Origin of the sequence: Nocardia concava NBRC 100430 (assembly GCF_000308815.1) — a bacterium.
Lineage (GTDB): Bacteria > Actinomycetota > Actinomycetes > Mycobacteriales > Mycobacteriaceae > Nocardia > Nocardia concava.
This window is the reverse complement of record NZ_BAFX01000182.1, coordinates 1-17,777: the sequence shown is the minus strand read 5'-3', so window position 1 is coordinate 17,777 and position 17,777 is coordinate 1. Positions and strand designations below refer to the sequence as shown.

Here is a 17,777-nt window from a genome sequence, read left to right as displayed (position 1 = left end):
CTTGACCGCGTCGTCGATGCGGGCCTGCTCGTCCCAGTCGAGGTAGTTCTGCCGGTACTCCTCGCCGAGCACGAAGACATGCTCGTGCACCAGGACGCGGCCTAGTTCGCTCGCGTCGACGGTTCCGGTCACGGTGGGTACGGCGCTCATCGGATTGCCTCGTCTGTGTACAGGGATGCCTTGTCGGAGAACAGGTTCGGATCGATAGCGCGCTTGAGAATCTTGCCGGTCGCGCCCTTGGGGAGGGCGTCGGTGAAGGCGAAGCGATGTGGCACCTTGTAGGCCGAGAGCCGTTCCTTGGCCCAGGTGCGCAGCTCGACGGGATCGAGTTCGACGCCGGGCGCGGCGACGACAGCCGCACCCACCTCCTCACCGTAGTGGTCGTCGGGCAGGCCGATCACCGCCACTTCGACGATGCCGGGATGCTCGTAGAGCACCTCCTCGACCTCGCGCGGATAGACGTTGTAGCCGCCGCGGATGATGAGATCCTTTGCGCGGTCGACGATATAGACGTAGCCGTCGGCGTCGATCCGGCCCAGGTCGCCGGTCCGCAGCCAGCCGCCGGACAGGTCGGCGGCGGTGGCGTCGGGGCGATGCCAATAGCCGCGCATGACGCTGGGCCCGCGCATGAACAGCTCGCCCACGGTGTCGGCGGGCAGCACCTCGCCGTCGGGTCCGCGCACCTCGATCTCGGTGCCGGGCAGCGCGGTGCCGACCGATCCGACCCGCTGCTCGCGATCGACCGGATTGTAGGTCGCGGCCCCGCTGGATTCGGTGAGCCCGTAACCCTCGAGAATGGTGCAGCCGAACCGCTGCGAGAACGCGCGGATCACCTCCGCGGGCAGCGACGCGCCGCCCGAACAGGCCAGCCGCAGGCTCGCGAAATCCTCCGGGCCGAAGTCACCGGCGCTGTGCAGCATGGCATTCCACATGGTCGGCACGCCCGCCACCACGGTGAGCCGGTGATCGCGGATGGTCTCGATCATCGCGCCGGGCACGAACGGGGACACCATGGAGAACGACGCGCCCGCGTGCAGGGTGGTGATGAGGCAGACGGCCTGGCCGTAGACATGGAACAGCGGCAGCCCGGTGCCGAAGCGTTCCTCGGGGGTGAGGCGCAGCTGATCGATGAAAATGCGTGCGGTCTCGATCAGATTCGCGACGGTGAGCTCGACGCCCTTGGGCCGGCCGGTGGTGCCGGAGGTGTACAGCAGGATCGCGAGATCGTCCGGTGCGCGGTCGGCGGGCACGGTCACCGGCTCGGTGGGTGTCGCGTGCGCACCGGGTTCGAGGATCAGCAGCGGGATTCCGCGTTCGGTGGCGGCCTGCTCGGCCGCGGTGCTCGCCGCGTGCCAGGCGATGGCGTGGCGGGCGCCGGAATCGTCGACCACATATCCGATTTCCGGTGCGGTGGCCATGGTGTTGACCGGAATGGCCACGGCCCCGACGAGATGCGCGCCCAGGTACGCGATGACGAACTCGGGCACGGTGGGCGCCACCAGCAGCACGCGATCTCCCACGGCGACACCGGAATCGGCGAGGCTGCCGGCGAATGCCGCACTGCGGCGGGCCAGCTCGGCGTAGGAGAGGGTGACGGCCCCGTGGCGCAAAGCGGGGGCGTCGGGGCGTTCGGACGCGTGCTGCCAGATGCGGTCGGCGACATTGGTCATGGGACATCCCGAGAGGTAGCAGCGATAATGTGACCGGGGTCACTTCTTTTCGCGACCATAGCTGAATCCGACATCGACTTCAATGGCGTTCGGCGCCAACGGGTCAACCCACGGCGCATGTATAGAAGTTGAATTCGGATTCAAGTACAGTGGCGCCTGCCCGGCGCAGAGCTATCCCCTTGCACGGCAGGGCGCTACCCCGAGGAGTGAACCGAATGACGAAAACCCAGCAGGTCCGCCTGGCTCGGCGTCCGATCGGACTGCCCGACGCGAGCACCTGGAATCTGGTCACCGAGGAACTGCCCGCGCTCGAGGCGGGACAGATTCTGGTGCGGGTCTCGTTCATCTCCTTGGATCCGGCCATGCGCGGATGGCTCAACGATGTGCGCTCCTACCTGCCGCCGGTGGGAATCGACGAGGTCATGCGGTCGCTGGACATCGCCACCGTCGTGGAATCCACCCATCCCGATTTCGCGGTCGGCGACGCGGTCAGCGGGACCTTCGGCGTCACCGAATACGCGATCAGCGACGGCCGCGGCGTGCAGAAGGTCGATCTCGCGGCCGCGCCCGGGCCGACCTGGCTGGGCGCGCTCGGAATTCCCGGCATGACCGCGTATTTCGGGCTGCTCGATGTCGGGAAGCTGCAGGCCGGTGACACCGTGGTCGTGTCGGCGGCGGCCGGAGCGGTCGGCAGTGTCGTCGGGCAGATCGCGAAGATCAAGGGCGCCACCGTCATCGGAATCGCGGGCGGCGCCGAGAAGTGCCGGATGCTCACCGAGGAATTCGGGTTCGACGCGGCCATCGACTATCGCGGCGAGAACGTGCTGAAGCGGCTGCGCGAACTCGCACCGCAGGGGATCGACGTCTACTTCGACAATGTCGGCGGCGAGATTCTCGATGCCGCGCTGGCCAATCTGCGGCGCGGGGCGCGGATCGTGCTGTGCGGGGCGATCTCCGCCTACAACGACGAGCAGCTGCGGCCCGGGCCGTCACGGTATATGTCGCTGCTGGTGTTCCGGGCCTCCATGACCGGATTCGTCGTCTTCGACTACGCGGATCGGTACGGCGAGGCGGCGGCGGAGATCGCGCAGTGGATCGCCGAGGGCAAGCTGAAGAGTCGAGAGCATGTCGTCGAGGGCGGGGTGGCGAGCTTCGGGGAGACGCTGAATCTGCTGTTCAGCGGCGGGAATACGGGAAAGCTGGTGCTCGCGCTGTAAGCCGGGGTCAGCGGCCGTTCGAGCGGTCGCCGCGCAGCGTCGTGACGATGCTGGTGACCGTGGCGACCGGTTTGCCGTCGGCGCGGGTGATGTCGCACTGATAGTGGGTGATCGTGCGGCCGGAATGCGTCGGATAGGCGGACGCGCGCAGGGTGTCGCGCCAGACCGGGCGTAGGAAGACCGCGCGCAGGTCGATGCTGGTGAAGGATTCGCCGGGACCCACGATCGTGGAGTGGGCGGTGCCGATGGCGGCGTCGGCGAGTTCGGTGAGCAGGCCGCCGTGGACGGTGCCCTGCTGGTTGCCGTGCCGGTCCGGGTCGGTGTCGATCTCGACGGTGGCGCGGCCCGCGTCGATTTCGACCAGGCGGATGCCCAGGGTGCGGGAAATCGCTGTGGGATACCGGAACTGGCAGGTCAGGCCGTCGGTCGCGGTGCCCGCCAGCTGGGCGCGCAGGTAGTCCAGGACCGGGACCTCGGTGGTCGAGGTCGTCACTTCGGTGCTCGAGATCGTCACGATAGGCGACGGTATGGCCGCCGGGTCAGGACGATCAAGAAATTGTCCTAGGTACAGTCGGCGGATGCGCACATATACCGATGTCGCGGCGGAGCTGTCCGAGCAGATCCGGGGCGGCCGCTGGGCGCCGGGGGAGCGGCTGCCGACACATCGGCAACTGGCCGCCGAGCACGGGATCGCCGTCGCCACCGCGACCCGGGTATTCGCGGAGCTCAAACGCACCGGCTTGATCGTCGGCGAGCCTGGGCGGGGGAGCTTCGTACGGGATCGGTCGGTGCGGCTGGCGTCGGCGGAGTACGGGTCCGGGATGGATACCGTGTGGGCGGATCTGGCGTTCACGCAACCGATGTCGCCGCGGCGGGAAGAACTGCTGCGGGGCGCGCTGCGGGAGCTGGCGGGGACAGGGGATCTGGGTGCGTTGCTGCGGCAGCAACCGGCAGGTGGGCGGCCCCATGATCGGGCGGTGGTGGCCGGATTCCTCGGACGGCGGGGGATCGCGGTCGAGGCGGAGCGGGTCGTGGTGACCTCGGGTGCGCAGCACGGGCTGGATCTGATAGCGCGCGCGATGTTCTCACCCGGTGATGTGATCGCCGTGGACGAGCTGACCTACCCCGGATTCAAACAGCTCGCGCAGGTACACGGCCTGACCCTCGCGCCGATTCCCGCCGACGGGGACGGCCCGTCTCTGGACGCCCTCGCCCGCGTGTGCGCGAAAAGGCCTGTGCGCGCGATCTATACGATGCCGATCGTCCACAACCCGCTCGGCTGGGTGCTCGGCGAGGACCGACGGCGGGAACTCGTTTCCCTTGCACGCCAACATGATCTGCTGCTGATCGAGGACGCCGCCTACGCCTTCCTCGCCGATCCCGCGCCCGCCCCGCTGGCCGCCCTCGCACCCGAGCGCACCTTCCACGTGTCGAGCCTGTCGAAGAGCGTCGCGGCCGGACTGCGATTCGGGATGCTGGTCGTACCACCGCCGGCCGCCGCGGCGATGGCCCACACCCTGCGCGCGACCATGGCCAGCCCGCCCGGCCTGACCACCGCGTTGGCCGTGCGGTGGCTCGCCGACGGCACCGTCGACGCCCTCGAGGAGGCGAGTCGCCGTGCGGCCGCGGAACATCAGCGGGTGCTGCACCGCGAACTGGGCGATCTGCGTCCGATCGCCCATCCGCGCTCGTTCTTCGCGTGGCTGCCCATCGACCCGGGTCAGCGCATGGACCGGATCGCCGCCGAGCTGTCCCGGCGCGGCATCCGGGTGTGCACCGCCGAGGTTTTCGCCACCACCGCGCACGTCCCGCACGGGCTGCGCATCGCCCTGGGATCGACCGAGCCCGAAGAACTTCCGACGGTGCTCGCCGAAATGCGCGCGGCCCTCGACAGCGTGCCGCTGTGAACCCGGCTCAGGGGCGGACGATGGTGACCAGGTTGATCAGTGACTGTTGTTGCGGCCCTTCGCCCGCCGGGGTGAGCCCGAGGCTCTCGATGTAGTCGGTGAGGTAGATCCGCTCGCCGGTCCACCCGCGTGCGGCGAACCAGTCGGTGGATTCGGTGCGCGGTTCGTTGTAGATCATGCGCACCCAGTCCGATCCGGAATCGCCGCCGCCCGACATGGCCGCGACCGCCTCGGCGGGCAGCAGATCCATCTGCTCGATGGCGACCCGGCTGCCGGGCGCGCTGAGCCCGGCGATGGCGTCGAAGAGCTGATCCTGCGCGGCCGGGGTCAGGTAGATCAGCAGACCCTCGACCAGCCACGCGGTCGGCGCCTCCGGATCGAATCCGCTGTCGCGCAACACCTTCGGCCAGTCCTCGCGCAGATCCACCGCAACCTCGTGCCGATCGGCGACCGGTTTGTGCCCGGCCGCGGCGAGGGTCTCGCGCTTGAACTCCAGCACCTGCTGCCGGTCCAGCTCGTAGACGGCGGTGCCGTCCGGCCACGCCAGCCGGTAGGCGCGGGCGTCGAGCCCGGCGGCCAGAATGACTATCTGCCGGATGCCCGCCGCCGCGGCCGCGGCCATGAAGTCGTCGAAGTACCGGGTCCGCGCGATCTGATGCTGCTGGAACTGCACCCCGAAATCGGGTGTCAGCAGCGGGTGTCCGGGCGCGCGGCCCTCGAGCAGATCGACCCATTCCGGGCCCGCCGCCCGCACGAAGAGCTCGGCGAACGGATCCCGTGCGGGCGCGTCGACTGCGCGTCCGCCCAGTGCCCGGGCCGCCGCCACGAACAGGGCGGTCGAGCCGACACCGGTCTTGATATCCCAGGAATCATTGTCGGTACGCATGATCGCCAACGTACCGACGGCTTCGGGGACCGTCATGCCCTCGCGCTCCGCCCGCGAAAATCCTCCATGAATCCGGTGCCGCGTGGGAATTCACGCCATCGGCCGCCACTGCGGATCGGGTTTCGGAATCGGTTCCGGCGGCGTGGGGTACGGGAACGGCTCCGGCGGTTCGGGCACCGGCGGCGCCGGCGACGGGAACGGCGAGGGCGGCTGCGGCGTCGGAACGGGTTCCGACGGCCGGGTCGGCGGGTGTGGCTCCGGCGGTTCCACCGGCGGCACGGAGGCGGTGACCAGCGCTGCGTGTTTCATCCAGACCCTCCAATTTTCGTTCTCTGACCGCGACTTACCCCGACAGCGGCGGCACTAACGGGATCGAGCGGGGCGGGGGAGCGGGACAGGGGTGCGCCGCGCCGGGCGGGTTGTGGCACGGTTGTTCCGTGAACGCGGCTTTCGACCTGCTCGGAGAGCACATTCTCTGGACCGACGCCATCGGCAACGTGCTGTCGCTGGCGGTGGTGTGGCTGGCCATGCGAAAAACCATGTGGACCTGGCCCGTCCAGTTGGCAGGGGCGGTGTTGCTGCTGGCGGCGTCCGTTCATGCGCATGTGCCGGGCAATGCGCTCAAGCAACTGCTGTTCATCGGGTTGGCCGGGTACGGGTGGCTGGCGTGGAGTCGCGGGACGCGCGACCATCAGGCGCTGATGGTGCGCCCCGCGACGCGGCGAGAACGGCTGATCCTGCTGGCGGTGCTGGCGATCGGCACCGCCCTGGTGGCCGAGGCCTTCGCGCACCTGCCGTGGCTGCACATCGCCTGGTCCCCGTGGGCCAACGCCTATGTCTTCGTCGGCAGTGCGATCGCCACCTTCGCGCAGAGCCGGGCGCTCACCGACTTCTGGATCATCTGGATGCTGGTGGATCTGGTCGGCGTGCCGCTGGCCCTGAAGTCGGGGCTGTATGCCTCGGGTGCGGTGTACGGCATCTTCTTCGTTCTGGTGACCGTCGGCTTCCTGCGGTGGCGGCGCGAATACCGTGACCGTCGGGCTACGGCAGGGCTGGAATCGAATTCGGTCGTATAGACGCCGTATTCCAGGGATTTCGCGGTGTGGCGCGCCGACGCGCCGGAGTGACGGAGGATTCCCGCCAACTTGTGGCAACCTTGCCGATGCTTCAGCGAAGGTTGGGATTGCGGATCGAGGAGCGGTATATGGCGAAAATGGGTAGGCGGAAGCGGTCACGGCTCATCACCCAGGGCGTGATCACTTCCGGTAAGAAGCAGCCGGAGTCCGGCACGAAGCCGCAGTCGGAACCGGTTGCGGCGCAGGCGAAGCCGAAAGCCGAGGCGTCGAAGGCGGCCGCCGCCGGGAAGGCAGTGGCGAGCAAGGGCACAGCCGACAAGGTCGTGGCGAGCAAGGCCGCGGAGCAGGCCGCGCCGAAGGCGTCGGCCGGGCAGCCCGATATCAAGGCGCTCGCGGACCGCGTCAAGGCGCGCCGCCGCGAAAACGGTTGGACGCAGGCCGATGTGGCCAAGAAGGGCGGGCCGTCCGCCGGTGCGATCAGCCAGATCGAGCGGTCGCTGATCGAGTCGCCCGCCGAGGACCTGCTGGTCAAGCTCGACGCGGCACTGGAATGGCCGTCGGGCACCGCCGATGCCATCCTGCGCGGCGCCGATCTGGTGGGCGCCGGGAAGTAGCGGCACGCGGAAACAAGCCGCATTGCGAAGGCCCCGATCGGATCGCCGATCGGGGCCTTGCTGTGTCCAGGCGTGCGCTGTGTTCAGGTGTGCGCGGTGTTTAGGTGTGCGCCGCGCCGTCGATGCGGATCTCGGTGCCGCTGATGAACCGGCCGTCATCGGAAACGAGCATGGCGATGACACCGGCCACGTTCTCGGGCCCCGCCAGCTCCTCCGGATTGTCCTGCGGCAGTACGGCGATCAGCCGTCCGAACAGCGACCAGTCCGCATCCTGCGGCAGGTAACCCGGCGTCGCATCGGTGATGCCGGACTTGATGCCGCCCGGCGCGACGCTCACCGCGCGCAGTCCCCGCTTGCCGTATTCCAGCGCCAGCACATGGGTCAGCGTCTGAATACCGCCCTTGCTCGCGGAATACGCGGCCATGTAGGGGTGCGCGAAGTTGGCCGAGGTGGAGCTGAAGTTCACGACCGTGCTGCGCGGATTCTCGAGCAGCGCGGGCAGCGCCTCGCGGGTCACCAGGAACGTTCCGGTCAGGTTGACGTTGATGATCTGGTTCCACAGCTCCAGGGAGGTCTCGTGGGTGTGCGCCGCGCGCAGCATGCCCGCCGCGTTGACCACCGCGTCCAGCCCGCCGAGCGCCTCGAGCGCCTCGCGCACGCCCGCGACGACCTCCGCTTCCACTCCGATATTCATCTCGACGGTGGTCAGCCGCGCGTCGGCGCCCGCCTCGGCGGCCTGCTTGCGCGTCAACGCCAGACCCTCGGCATTGATATCGGCGCCCGCGACGACCGCGCCTTCGGACAGGAGTCGGAGCACGGTGGCTTGGCCGATGCCGGACCCGGCTCCGGTTACCAGGATGCGGCGCTGCTCGAGACGGTTCATGGATCTCTTCCTGATCAATGGAACTACTTACTGACACGATATGCCGTAAATGGCACTCCGCGCCATAAATAGTTTTCGCCCCCGCTAGAGTGCCTGCATGACCAGCGCCCGAACCCGAGTCGGCCGCCCCGCCCTCAGCGAGGCCCGCCGCGCGGCCACCCGCCGCGAGGTAGCGCTGGCCGCCGCCCACCTCTTCATCGAAAACGGTTACCCCGCAACCACCGTCGAGGACATCGCGGCCGCCGCCGGCATGGGCCTACGCACCTTCTACCGCTACTTCTCCGCCAAGGAAGACGTCCTGGCCCCCCTCCTGGCCATCGGCACCCAAGCCTGGGTCGACGAACTAGCCGCCTGCCCACCGGAACTTCCCCTGCGTGAGGCGTTATCCCGCTCCTACCGCATCGCCACCACCCGCACCTCGGCAGCCGAAGGCCTCACCGAATCCAGCCTCCGCCCCCTGCTCCGCGCCGCCACCGAACTCCCCGCCCTCCGCGCCACCTGGCTACGCGTCCAACAAGATTGCGAAGCCCAACTCATCCCCCTCATCGCAACCCGCACCTCCCGCCCCACCGACGACCTCGACGTAGCCCTGGCCGCCGCCATGGCCAACACCGCCGTCCGCCTGGCCACCGAACACTGGGCCGCCTCCAACTCCCCAACCTCCCCCGCCGACGTAGTCGACACCTACCTATCCCGCCTCACCACCCACACCCTGCTGTAGGTGCTCGGCAACAGGCCATCAGGTTCAGGCCGCGCTGAGATGCTCGGCGCCCGTTGGTCGTCTGATTGACCGCTGGCAGGTTCTGAGTTGGCGAATCTTCGGTCGACGAGCGGGCGTTCGAAGAGCGTCACGCTGTTCAGGCCGGACCCGAGGTCGCGGCGACCGACTCGACTGAAGCCGGCGCGCAGGTAGTAGTCGCATAGTGCCGGGTTGGATTCGACGCAGTCCAATCGCAGCAGGTCTGCGCCGGCCTGTCGGGCGGTGACCGCGGCCCACTCCAACAGCGAGCGGCCGAGGCCGACTCCAGCGTGGTCACGAGCGATGATCAACGTGTGCAGGTATCCGGCGAAACGATCACGGTCGGCCCAGATATCCGGATCGCTCCAGGTCAGTCGGCACGCGCCAATGACAGTCGGCTGATCACCGTGGCGGGCTACGTAGAACTCACCGGCCTCGACTTGCCGGTGAATGATCGATCCGGGAATCTCCCGGGGAGTCCATTGCGTGATGCCCCGTGCAGCGAGCCAGTCCTCCGCAGCGTGCCGCAGGGCGATGATCTCATCCGTATCCGAACTGGCAGCGCGGGCGATGGTAAGCATCTGATTCCTGACTCGAAGCAACGCAAATACCCTGGGCATCAAAGGCTTTCAGCGAGTCCTCAGCGCCGCTCATGTCGGGGCCGGACCTCGACGACCCAACGGTAGTGGCAGGAACCAAAAGACGGACGTGGAAGATCCAACATATCCTTGATATCGTCTCAGTGAGACCGTAGGCTCAGTCTCACTGAAACGGTATCAGCGATAGTATTGGAGATCCCGATGTCGATCCAGACGCACGAAGCCGTCAACAAGGACGCGATCCGCCACTTCCTGAAGGTTGGTGACGTCGATACCCGTGACCTGCAAGCGATCTGGGATTGCTTCACCCCCGATTGCGTCTTCCCGACATTTGCCGAACGCACCGGCAACCCGACATTCGGCGTCGAGGACTACAAAACCTTCCTGCTGGCCTATTTCGAAGCACTACCCGACGCCACCTTCACGCCCGAGCAGATCGTCGCCGAAGGCGACCAGGTATGGGTTCGAATCACCATCCGGGGCACCCACTCCGGCATGCTGCGCGGCATCCCCGCCACCGGCCGCCCGGTCGAATACACGCAGCTCGGTATGTACACCATGCGCGACGGCAAGATCGCCGGCGCCCGAGCGGTTTTCGACGACATCACCCTGCTGCACCAAATCGGCATCCAGGTGTGATCCGGTGCGGGTGCAACCATCACCCGCAAAAGTCGGTGTGGGGCAGTCAGATCGGTACGTTCAGGCATCAGATCAACACGGCCAGTCGATCGTCCGACGCACAGCGCTGGTCGGCACGCTATGCGGCTAGTTAGAGACTGGTGTCAGGATCGGATCCCGGCCAGGATCAGGTCCAGGTGCCCGGTGGGGTGCTCTCTCAATGCGGCTGCCCACCGTTGTCATGGGTGTGGCTCTCTAATTGGCTTGCCTCCCATCGGGTGCCGTGCAGGGAGTGGCTCGAAAGGGGTCTGCCCCCAGCTCGAACTAGCGGTGCCCTCCCTCACGGACACCAACTGCCGACCTGGGAGGGATGATGGGCGTCATCATCGGGATGGATCCGCACAAACGCTCGGCCACGATCGAAGTCATCGACTCCACCGGACGTGTGCTCGAGACTGGCCGCTACAGTACCGACACTGCTGGATACGCGGAAATGCTGACTGCCGGAAGGAAATTCGACACACGAATCTGGGCGGTCGAAGGCTGCAACGGTGTGGGCCGCCACTTGGCCCACCGCTTGGTCCACGACGGGGAAACCGTCATCGACGTCCCCTCGAAACTCTCCGCGCAAGTGCGGGTGTTCTCCACCGGCAACGGCCGCAAAACCGACCCGGTCGACGCCCACTCGGTGGCATTGGCTGCCCTGCACGCCCCGAATCTGCGCCGCGTCACCGCCGACCCGGAATTGCTGGCGCTGGGCATGCTCGCCGACCGCCGCGACGGACTCGGCCACGCCCGCACCGACGCCCTCAACCGCATCCACCGGCTGCTGCTCGAACTGATTCCGGGCGGCGCCAAGCAATTTCTGTCGGCTCCGCAGGCGCGAGAACTGATCGCGTCTCTGCGCCCCACGGACGCGGCTACCGCCGTTCAGCTGCGACTGGTCACCGAGCAGATCGAGGACCTCGAAACCATCGACCGCAGAATCAAGACCGCGGACAAGGAACTCCGTCAACTGGTCACTGCCCGCGGTTCCACCTTGATGCAGTTGCATGGCATCGGACCTTCCAGCGCGGCAAGGCTTTTGGCCGATACGGGTGATATCCGCCGCTTTCGCAATCGGGATCGGTTCGCTTCCTGGAACGGCACCGCGCCCTTGGATGCGTCCTCCGGCCAGCAGCAACGGCATCGGCTTTCTCGCGCCGGCAACCGCAAGATCAATCGAGTGCTGCACATCATGGCCGTCGTTCAACTACGTCACCGCACCGCCGGTCGCATCTACTACGACGCCCGCAAGGCGGGCGGCAAGACCTCGATGGAAGCGCTCCGAGCGCTCAAACGCCGGTTATCGAACGTCGTCTACGCCCGGATGCTCGCCGACCAGCGACGCCGCGAATGGGCGGGCCCGGGAGGGCAATCGGGAACGACTACTGCCTCCAGCGCGACCGAGCTTCAACCCGCACCCGGTCCTTCGGACAAGCCACAACCCGGACCCAACACACAGGCTAACCCCCGAACCCCACTCCGCACTTGACCTAAAGGGGAGCCATTACAGCTCACTCGAGCGACCCACGCATCGATTCAGCTCACCGAGCATTGCTGGCCGTTACGGGTTGTCGCCGCCGTGAGCGGGTGGAGCTGCGACGGTGGCCCTGCCGCTGCGGCGATCGTCGCGCTGGAGCAGGAGCAGTACAGCGACACCGGCGAGCACGATCCCGATCAGGTTGACACCGAGCTGAGCGAGAGAGCTCAGCGCGGCATGCCATTTGCCCGCGTACGCCGCGACTGCCGCCAAGCCGGCGGCGGGGACGGTGGTCACCGAGATGAACACACCCACCAGGACGGCCGAGCTGGAATTCACCACCGCCAGCATTCCCGCTACTCCGGCGAGCAGCGCGACGACCAGCGAGAACGGCCCCACGTGATAGATGAAATCGAAAGCGCGGGCATTCTCCACATCACCCACACCGATCCACCCGAGACGAACCCACACCATCGTGGCCAATACGGTGATCAGCATGGCCGCCGGAAACGAAATGGCCAGGGTGCGTATCGAAGCCCGCACGATTCGGCTGTCGCGGCGTACCAAGCCCACCGAAAGCGCTGCCAGCGGCCGGAATTCGGGACCGACGACCATGGCACCGACCAGTGTCATCGGCGAGGCCGTCGTCACCCCGACCGCCGACAACAGGATCGCGATCACCAGAAACGCCAGGAAAGTGGGCGTGTACCGGGCCCATTCACGCGCCTGGCCAAGTAGCTGTTCCCACACCACCGTTCGATCCGCTCGCCGCCCGACAGCGTCGTCGGCCCGATCCCCTGCCTGTGACAGCAGGGTACCCGTCGGCGCGAACGAGATACTGCCCGCCCGAACGACGTCCAAGGCTGTCAACGCGGCCAGCACGCTGTTCACGCAGGCACGCGCCAGGTCCGCTTCGATCACATCACCGGGCGGGTCCACCGCGTCACCGCGGCTGAGCGTCACGCCGACAGCGCCGGGCTCGGCATCCAAGATGTCGAGCACCTCACCGCTGCGCTCCTTCGGAGAAATGACGCGCAGATGCAGCACCGATTTGCCTCCTTCAGCCCGAGGACGAGCTGAGTTGCGAACAGCACTAACAGTCAGCTCATCGCCAGCAACCATACTGGCGGCATTGCCGGATACCACGCCTACACCACGCGGCGGCAACGGCCGATCACGCGAAAATCGGTGCGGGTTCGGGCGGTCAGCCCCAGCGATCTTCAGGGCCGACCGGTTGGCCGCTTCGAACCGCGCGGCTCGCGGCATTTCCGGATGGTTGGCGTCTGATCGGTTCCCGACCTAGGTTCGGCACATGGACACCGTGGCCGAGTCTGCTCCCTACCTGAAAAACTGCATCAACTGTGGAGTGCCGGCCGATGCCACCGTGGCCGAGGTTCTCACGGGCGGGAGGCATGAGTGGGACCTTCACGGAGCCTGCCCAAGCTGCGGGAGTGAGTGGTACGAGTGTGATTTCGGGCCGCCGCCAGCGAGTATTCGCGCGGCGATTCTGGCGGCTAACGGCCCCACCGTGCTCGACCTCGTGGGCGGGAGCGCCACACCAGCCGCGGTGATGCGCGCGCTGCGCCAGGTTCGGTCGCTGTCGCTGCCGCAAGCGCGGGCCATGGCCGATGACCTTCTGCGCATTGGGCTTCGAGGGACTCTGGTGGAGGTGGAGTCCCTCGCACGCCCGCTTCGCGCGGCCGGTGCTGTTGTCAGGATTCGGTCGACCAGCGCAGATGGCCTTTGAGCCCAGGCTTGTCGATATTCTCAGCACGAGTCCCACGGGTCGTCTCGGAATATGTGGACACGACGACGGCCCCGAGATGCCCCGGGGCCGTTGATCTTCAGTTGGTTCCGCTGGCCGCTGCGGATCGCGCGGGTCGCGGCATTGCAGGTCACTACTGTGGACCATGGCTTGGTCATGTCGTGGGCTGGCGGATCGGTCCTGGGTCGATGTTCGGCCGAATTCGCCAGTCGTACAACGTTTACGATCGGTGGATGAGGATCGCGGCGGCGCAGGCTCGGCCGGCATGGCTGGACCCTACGGCGGGAACGAAGACGGTGGTCGACTGGTTGACCCGGGCGGCCGAGGCCGACGTGGACCTGCTGGCGTTTCCGGAGACGTTCCTGTCGGGTTACCCGATCTGGCTGGCTCGCACCGGCGGAGCCCGTTTCAACAACCCGTCCCAGAAGGCCGCCTACGCCTACTATCTCGACGCCGCAGTTACCCTCGATGGCCCGCACCTGGCCACTGTGCGTGAGGCCGTCGCGGATCTGGGGGTCTTCTGCTACCTCGGGATCAGCGAACGCGTCCGCGGGACTGTGTACTGCACGTTGGTGGCGATCGACCCGGTCCACGGCGTAGTGGGTGCGCACCGCAAACTGATGCCCACCCACGAGGAACGGATGGTCTGGGGAATCGGCGACGGTCACGGCCTGCGCACTCACGAGGTGGCCGGATTCCGGGTGGGCGGCTTGTCGTGCTGGGAGAACTGGATGCCCCAAGCCCGCCACGCCCTGTATGCCGACGGGGAAACCCTTCATATCTCGACCTGGCCCGGATCGGTCCGGAACACCCGAGATATCACCCGATTCGTCGCGATGGAAGGCCGGGTCTATTCCCTGGCCGTTGGAGCCGTGCTCGACTACAGCGATGTGCCCGAGGACTTCCCACTGCGAGACATGCTGATCTCACAAGGCAAACCGGCCGGCTACGACGGCGGCTCCGCGATCGCCGGACCCGACGGGGACTGGCTGGTCGAGCCGGTGATCGGTGCGGAACGCCTCGTTATCGCGGATATCGATCCCACGCGAGTAGCCCAGGAACGACAGAACTTCGATCCGGCCGGGCACTACTCTCGCCCCGACGTCTTCTCGGTCGCGGTAGACCGCCGCCGCCGGTCTCCTGCAACCTTTCTCGACGACTAGCTATTGCCACTACCGCGGCGCAATTCGTGCAAGGGTGTCGATACGTCGCGGCCGGTGCTGAGCCGCGGGCGGTTGATCGGAATCTCGGCCAGCGGTGCGGTCTCCCGTATGGAAGCCAACGACCTCTTGGCCAATTCCTGATAGACCTTCACGCCATTGGCTTTCCACCGAAGTGTCTGCTCATCCAACAGCCGGGTCTCGGTGACCGGGTTGCCGACCGCGAGATGCTCGGCGGGGATTGTCGTGTCCGCACGAACCATGCTTCCGGCTCCCACGAGCGCGCGTGCACCCACCCGTGCGCCATCCATCACGATCGCGTTCATCCCTACCATCGCTCCCGACTCGATGACGCAACCGTGAAGTACCGCGCCATGTCCGATGTGGGATTCCCTCTCCAACAACAACTCTCGTCCTGGAAACGAATGCAACACGCAGCCATCCTGAACATTGGACCCTGCACCGATGACGATCGGACCGAAGTCGCCTCGAATGCTGGCCACCGGGCCGATGTAGCAGCCACTTTCGACTACGACATCTCCGATCAGCACCGCTGACGGGTGCACGAACGCATCGGCGGCCACAACCGGTATAACTCCATCGATCTCATAGCTGGGCATACCCACTCCACTTCCCCCGGGCGGCCCCGGTCGCTTTCGGAGCCTCTCACAAAGCCGCAGGGCGTCAGAGAATCAATGCCTCGGAACTACCGCTCCTCGGCATGACGGTGCGTTCGACCGACATCGAACCGGCTCGGCCAGTGGATGAACTCGGCACGCGGGCACTCCGCAATCCAAGCTGCGGGCACTGCAGCTGGATACCGCGCGAGTTCCGTCCTACTCACGTTCCCGTCCGCTGAACTGCCTCAGCGGACGGGCTCCACGACCATAGGCGCGATCGGGGTACCGGCGGAATCGAACAAGTTCCGCCCGCACGAGTCGCATTCGCCCTCCGCAGGTTTCGCTTCCGTCGCGGGGAACTGCCACACATTCATGCCACCGCACGGACAGTCGATGACGTAGAGCAACTCGGGAGAAGGCCGATTCACACCCCACGCCAGAGTCGAGGCCGTCGTGCGACGCATGACGCCGATACGATAGGCATCGTCGCCGGAACGGAGCTCGCCGAGCGCCAACCCCGCACTCGCCAGGGCTTCATCCACCGCGCGCAGCATCGTCCTCACGTGTTCACCACGCTCGAGGTCGCCCCCGGCCGCTTGCTCGGCCGCGGACTCGACGGCAGCGACAACCGCGTGGTCCGCACCGAAGGCCGTCACCCGACCGGCCACGAATTGCGCTATCTGCCCGGTCCGTTCCTCACCGGACCAGTCGACCGGCAAGAGAATCCCCTCCCGGATCAAGGAATCCACCACCTCATCCCCATCGAGCGGGAACCCCTGTTCAGACGCCGCCAGAAAGTATGCCAAGTCGCTCACACCGCCAGCATACGAACGAGCATTCGACAGCTACGCAATCTCGGGTTGCTCGAGCCGCTTTCGCATACGATCGGGCAGGTCTGGATCACGTCGTGGGCCCGCGACGTATGGACAATGGCCACCACCGCCCTCAGCGAGACGATCGTCGTGGCAGAGCGGGACTCATCGACGGACCGGTTCGATCAGCAGCTACGACAGGACTCCCTACCCAGCCGCTCGACGATCCCTGGAGCCCGCTCATCGGCATGTGCGTGCACTCGATGGCGGGGGTCTGTTCGGATGGCCCTCGGTTTAGGAGGTATCGAGGGGAAGCCCGCGAGTACTCGAAGCGGCTGTGGGCGCGCCTATGAGGTCAGGCGATCGCTCCAAAAGATAGACGCACGAACGATCGTGCGGTTAATCTCGGAGTGTGGATGTATATGAGCTGGACTGCCGCGCACTGAATGAACTGCTCTCACTCGTCGAGACATTGACTGATGCCGACCTCGACCGGCCGACGCCCTGTGCGGGATGGAATGTTCGAGATCTGTTGGTGCACATGAATTCCGAGCACGAAGCCATCAGCGCGGGGCTGCTGGGTGCGACCGCGACGTTGGATTCGGATCCGCGAAATGGCTTTGCGCAAGCGGTTTCTCGATGGTGCGAGGCATTCAAAGGGTGTTCCGAGGGGCAGCTGGTCTACATACCGAAGTTCGATTCGGCTTCTCCGGTCGGGCTATTGCTGCGGCTCCACTTCGCCGACATGTTGGTGCACCGCTGGGATCTGACCAAGGCGTTGGGGATCGCCCCGGAGCTGCCCGCCGACCTCGTGGCCGTCGCTCTCCCGATCGCTGCGGCAGTCCCCGAGGACGGGCCACTGCGAGGTCTCAAGGGGTACGCCAAGCCGGTGTCAGTCCCTGTCGAGTCCACTCCGGAAGACCAACTCGTGGCCGCTTTCGGCCGCTCACCCTCTTGGTCCGGTCAATCAGAAGACGTCTAAATCTCCTGGGTATCAACCACTCTCGTTCGAACTGCGGGTGCCTATCGCGGGTTCAGATGGGTGCGGAGACCCGGCGGAGGGCATCGAGGGTGGTTTCGGGGGAAGTGTTGAAACAGAATCGAATTCCCGGCGCTATCTCGGTGAGGACATTGATGATGCGCTCGAACAACAAAGTCTGGTCGGGGAAGGCTCGTATCGCACCGCCGATCATGACGACGTCGAACCGCTGGTGGGCGAACAGGGTTCGCAGTTCGGACTCTGCGTCATCGGGTGACGTGCCGACAAGCAGTGGGGTCACATCGAATTCGGAATTCCGGAGGGCATCGTTCGCGGCGTCGACTCTGGCGGTCAACCGCACCTCGTCGAGATCGGGGGAGCGGCTGTAATCCATGGCTCGCGGATGCAGGCCGATGGTCAGAGCCCTGGGGCGCGTAGCTGATTCCGGCATTGCCTCTCCTCTGGAACACGGCCTCCGCGTGATCGCGTGCAACGATGGAGGTCCGGTACGACAAGATTGCTTTGTTTACAAAGGTATTTTGGAGAGAAAGGTATGTCAACGGATCCCGGCCTGTCCCTGGACGACAGCGTGCGCGCCATGGTGCTGCTCATGCCACGGCTGATCGGACGCGCGAAACGCCTGCCGGTCCCGGCGGCCCTGCAATCGTTCGACCTCGCGCCCCGCCATCTGTCGATGTTGACCTACGTCC

At 66.4% G+C, this 17,777-nt stretch carries 21 protein-coding genes; 10 read left to right on the top strand and 11 right to left on the bottom strand.

Annotated elements, in window-relative coordinates; genetic code table 11:
* On the bottom strand, positions 1–150 hold a 150-nt coding region (locus ON43_RS46520; RefSeq protein WP_505779694.1), incomplete at its 3' end, for a phosphotriesterase family protein.
* A complete protein-coding gene (locus ON43_RS36115) occupies positions 147–1,670 on the bottom strand; it encodes a long-chain-fatty-acid--CoA ligase (RefSeq protein WP_040814932.1) in 1,524 nt (507 codons plus the stop codon). The genes ON43_RS46520 and ON43_RS36115, both read right to left, overlap by 4 nt.
* Positions 1,671–1,885: 215 nt before the next feature.
* Between ON43_RS36115 and ON43_RS36110 the strand changes: the two genes are divergently transcribed.
* Positions 1,886–2,887 carry an NADP-dependent oxidoreductase gene (locus tag ON43_RS36110; protein ID WP_040814930.1) on the top strand — a complete coding sequence of 334 codons (1,002 nt, stop codon included), beginning with the start codon at positions 1,886–1,888 and terminating at the stop codon, positions 2,885–2,887.
* A 7-nt stretch (positions 2,888–2,894) separates the two neighbouring features.
* Here the strand turns inward: ON43_RS36110 and ON43_RS36105 are convergent, their stop codons facing one another.
* Positions 2,895–3,305: a PaaI family thioesterase gene (locus tag ON43_RS36105; RefSeq protein ID WP_040814948.1), complete on the bottom strand. Its 411-nt coding sequence runs from the start codon at positions 3,303–3,305 to the stop codon at positions 2,895–2,897.
* Between the two features lie 160 nt (positions 3,306–3,465).
* Here ON43_RS36105 and ON43_RS36100 point away from each other — a divergent pair, with 160 nt between their 5' ends.
* Entirely contained in the window at positions 3,466–4,794 is a 1,329-nt protein-coding gene (locus ON43_RS36100) for an aminotransferase-like domain-containing protein (RefSeq protein ID WP_040814928.1), read from the top strand.
* 7 nt (positions 4,795–4,801) lie between these two features.
* On the opposite strand, the gene ON43_RS36095 is transcribed toward ON43_RS36100, so the two are convergent.
* Together ON43_RS36095 and ON43_RS45195 are read right to left on the bottom strand one after the other, a co-directional pair.
* Positions 4,802–5,680, bottom strand: coding sequence for an SAM-dependent methyltransferase (locus ON43_RS36095; protein ID WP_040814945.1), 879 nt, complete (start codon positions 5,678–5,680; stop codon positions 4,802–4,804).
* Positions 5,681–5,770: 90 nt separating this feature from the next.
* Positions 5,771–5,989 carry a hypothetical protein gene (locus ON43_RS45195; protein WP_083914046.1) on the bottom strand — a complete coding sequence of 73 codons (219 nt, stop codon included), beginning with the start codon at positions 5,987–5,989 and terminating at the stop codon, positions 5,771–5,773.
* Positions 5,990–6,117: 128 nt separating this feature from the next.
* On the opposite strand from ON43_RS45195, the gene pnuC reads away from it, so the two are divergent.
* On the top strand, positions 6,118–6,756 hold the full coding sequence (gene pnuC, locus ON43_RS36085) for a nicotinamide riboside transporter PnuC (RefSeq protein ID WP_083914044.1): 639 nt from the start codon (positions 6,118–6,120) through the stop codon (positions 6,754–6,756).
* Between the two features lie 128 nt (positions 6,757–6,884).
* Positions 6,885–7,370, top strand: coding sequence for a helix-turn-helix domain-containing protein (locus ON43_RS36080; RefSeq protein WP_157514309.1), 486 nt, complete (start codon positions 6,885–6,887; stop codon positions 7,368–7,370).
* Positions 7,371–7,470: 100 nt separating this feature from the next.
* Here ON43_RS36080 and ON43_RS36075 read toward each other — a convergent pair whose 3' ends face one another.
* On the bottom strand, positions 7,471–8,253 hold the full coding sequence (locus ON43_RS36075; RefSeq protein WP_040814921.1) for an SDR family NAD(P)-dependent oxidoreductase: 783 nt from the start codon (positions 8,251–8,253) through the stop codon (positions 7,471–7,473).
* 97 nt (positions 8,254–8,350) lie between these two features.
* Between ON43_RS36075 and ON43_RS36070 the strand changes: the two genes are divergently transcribed.
* The gene (locus ON43_RS36070) at positions 8,351–8,974 is read left to right on the top strand and encodes a TetR family transcriptional regulator (protein WP_040814919.1); all 624 of its coding nucleotides are present in this window, start codon (positions 8,351–8,353) and stop codon (positions 8,972–8,974) included.
* On the opposite strand, the gene ON43_RS36065 is transcribed toward ON43_RS36070, so the two are convergent.
* Positions 8,938–9,573 carry a GNAT family N-acetyltransferase gene (locus ON43_RS36065; RefSeq protein ID WP_063712693.1) on the bottom strand — a complete coding sequence of 212 codons (636 nt, stop codon included), beginning with the start codon at positions 9,571–9,573 and terminating at the stop codon, positions 8,938–8,940. The genes ON43_RS36070 and ON43_RS36065 overlap by 37 nt on opposite strands.
* A gap of 207 nt (positions 9,574–9,780) precedes the next feature.
* On the opposite strand from ON43_RS36065, the gene ON43_RS43015 reads away from it, so the two are divergent.
* Complete coding sequence (locus tag ON43_RS43015) at positions 9,781–10,230, top strand: ester cyclase (RefSeq protein WP_157514308.1); 450 nt, start codon at positions 9,781–9,783, stop codon at positions 10,228–10,230.
* A 352-nt stretch (positions 10,231–10,582) separates the two neighbouring features.
* On the top strand, positions 10,583–11,743 hold the full coding sequence (locus ON43_RS36055) for an IS110 family RNA-guided transposase (RefSeq protein WP_083914048.1): 1,161 nt from the start codon (positions 10,583–10,585) through the stop codon (positions 11,741–11,743).
* A gap of 72 nt (positions 11,744–11,815) precedes the next feature.
* Here the strand turns inward: ON43_RS36055 and ON43_RS36050 are convergent, their stop codons facing one another.
* A complete protein-coding gene (locus tag ON43_RS36050; RefSeq protein ID WP_040814916.1) occupies positions 11,816–12,778 on the bottom strand; it encodes a DUF389 domain-containing protein in 963 nt (320 codons plus the stop codon).
* 265 nt (positions 12,779–13,043) lie between these two features.
* On the opposite strand from ON43_RS36050, the gene ON43_RS36045 reads away from it, so the two are divergent.
* Both ON43_RS36045 and ON43_RS36040 read left to right on the top strand, forming a co-directional pair.
* Positions 13,044–13,478: a hypothetical protein gene (locus ON43_RS36045; protein ID WP_040814914.1), complete on the top strand. Its 435-nt coding sequence runs from the start codon at positions 13,044–13,046 to the stop codon at positions 13,476–13,478.
* A 251-nt stretch (positions 13,479–13,729) separates the two neighbouring features.
* Positions 13,730–14,659, top strand: a complete 930-nt coding sequence (locus tag ON43_RS36040; protein WP_040814938.1) for a carbon-nitrogen hydrolase family protein — start codon at positions 13,730–13,732, stop codon at positions 14,657–14,659.
* Here ON43_RS36040 and ON43_RS36035 read toward each other — a convergent pair.
* Entirely contained in the window at positions 14,656–15,276 is a 621-nt protein-coding gene (locus ON43_RS36035; RefSeq protein ID WP_040814936.1) for a gamma carbonic anhydrase family protein, read from the bottom strand. The two genes, ON43_RS36040 and ON43_RS36035, sit on opposite strands and share 4 nt — an antisense overlap.
* Before the next feature lie 245 nt (positions 15,277–15,521).
* On the bottom strand, positions 15,522–16,091 hold the full coding sequence (locus ON43_RS36030) for a DUF6630 family protein (protein WP_040814912.1): 570 nt from the start codon (positions 16,089–16,091) through the stop codon (positions 15,522–15,524).
* A gap of 409 nt (positions 16,092–16,500) precedes the next feature.
* Here ON43_RS36030 and ON43_RS43010 point away from each other — a divergent pair, with 409 nt between their 5' ends.
* Complete coding sequence (locus ON43_RS43010; protein ID WP_051179694.1) at positions 16,501–17,070, top strand: TIGR03086 family metal-binding protein; 570 nt, start codon at positions 16,501–16,503, stop codon at positions 17,068–17,070.
* Positions 17,071–17,122: 52 nt separating this feature from the next.
* Here the strand turns inward: ON43_RS43010 and ON43_RS36020 are convergent, their stop codons facing one another.
* Positions 17,123–17,518 carry a hypothetical protein gene (locus tag ON43_RS36020; RefSeq protein WP_040814910.1) on the bottom strand — a complete coding sequence of 132 codons (396 nt, stop codon included), beginning with the start codon at positions 17,516–17,518 and terminating at the stop codon, positions 17,123–17,125.
* Positions 17,519–17,777: the final 259 nt, after the last annotated feature.

What these genes read in the sequence shown, in the direction of transcription:
- ON43_RS45195 (WP_083914046.1), bottom strand. Translation starts at nt 5,989, where the DNA reads ATGAAACACGCAGCGCTGGTCACCGCCTCCGTGCCGCCGGTGGAACCG.
- ON43_RS36095 (WP_040814945.1), bottom strand. Translation starts at nt 5,680, where the DNA reads ATGCGTACCGACAATGATTCCTGGGATATCAAGACCGGTGTCGGCTCG.
- ON43_RS36075 (WP_040814921.1), bottom strand. Translation starts at nt 8,253, where the DNA reads ATGAACCGTCTCGAGCAGCGCCGCATCCTGGTAACCGGAGCCGGGTCC.
- ON43_RS36040 (WP_040814938.1), top strand. Translation starts at nt 13,730, where the DNA reads ATGAGGATCGCGGCGGCGCAGGCTCGGCCGGCATGGCTGGACCCTACG.
- ON43_RS36045 (WP_040814914.1), top strand. Translation starts at nt 13,044, where the DNA reads ATGGACACCGTGGCCGAGTCTGCTCCCTACCTGAAAAACTGCATCAAC.
- ON43_RS36110 (WP_040814930.1), top strand. Translation starts at nt 1,886, where the DNA reads ATGACGAAAACCCAGCAGGTCCGCCTGGCTCGGCGTCCGATCGGACTG.
- ON43_RS36100 (WP_040814928.1), top strand. Translation starts at nt 3,466, where the DNA reads ATGCGCACATATACCGATGTCGCGGCGGAGCTGTCCGAGCAGATCCGG.
- ON43_RS36115 (WP_040814932.1), bottom strand. Translation starts at nt 1,670, where the DNA reads ATGACCAATGTCGCCGACCGCATCTGGCAGCACGCGTCCGAACGCCCC.
- ON43_RS36065 (WP_063712693.1), bottom strand. Translation starts at nt 9,573, where the DNA reads ATGCTTACCATCGCCCGCGCTGCCAGTTCGGATACGGATGAGATCATC.
- ON43_RS36055 (WP_083914048.1), top strand. Translation starts at nt 10,583, where the DNA reads ATGGGCGTCATCATCGGGATGGATCCGCACAAACGCTCGGCCACGATC.
- ON43_RS36080 (WP_157514309.1), top strand. Translation starts at nt 6,885, where the DNA reads ATGGCGAAAATGGGTAGGCGGAAGCGGTCACGGCTCATCACCCAGGGC.
- ON43_RS36020 (WP_040814910.1), bottom strand. Translation starts at nt 17,518, where the DNA reads ATGCCGGAATCAGCTACGCGCCCCAGGGCTCTGACCATCGGCCTGCAT.
- ON43_RS36035 (WP_040814936.1), bottom strand. Translation starts at nt 15,276, where the DNA reads ATGCCCAGCTATGAGATCGATGGAGTTATACCGGTTGTGGCCGCCGAT.
- ON43_RS36070 (WP_040814919.1), top strand. Translation starts at nt 8,351, where the DNA reads ATGACCAGCGCCCGAACCCGAGTCGGCCGCCCCGCCCTCAGCGAGGCC.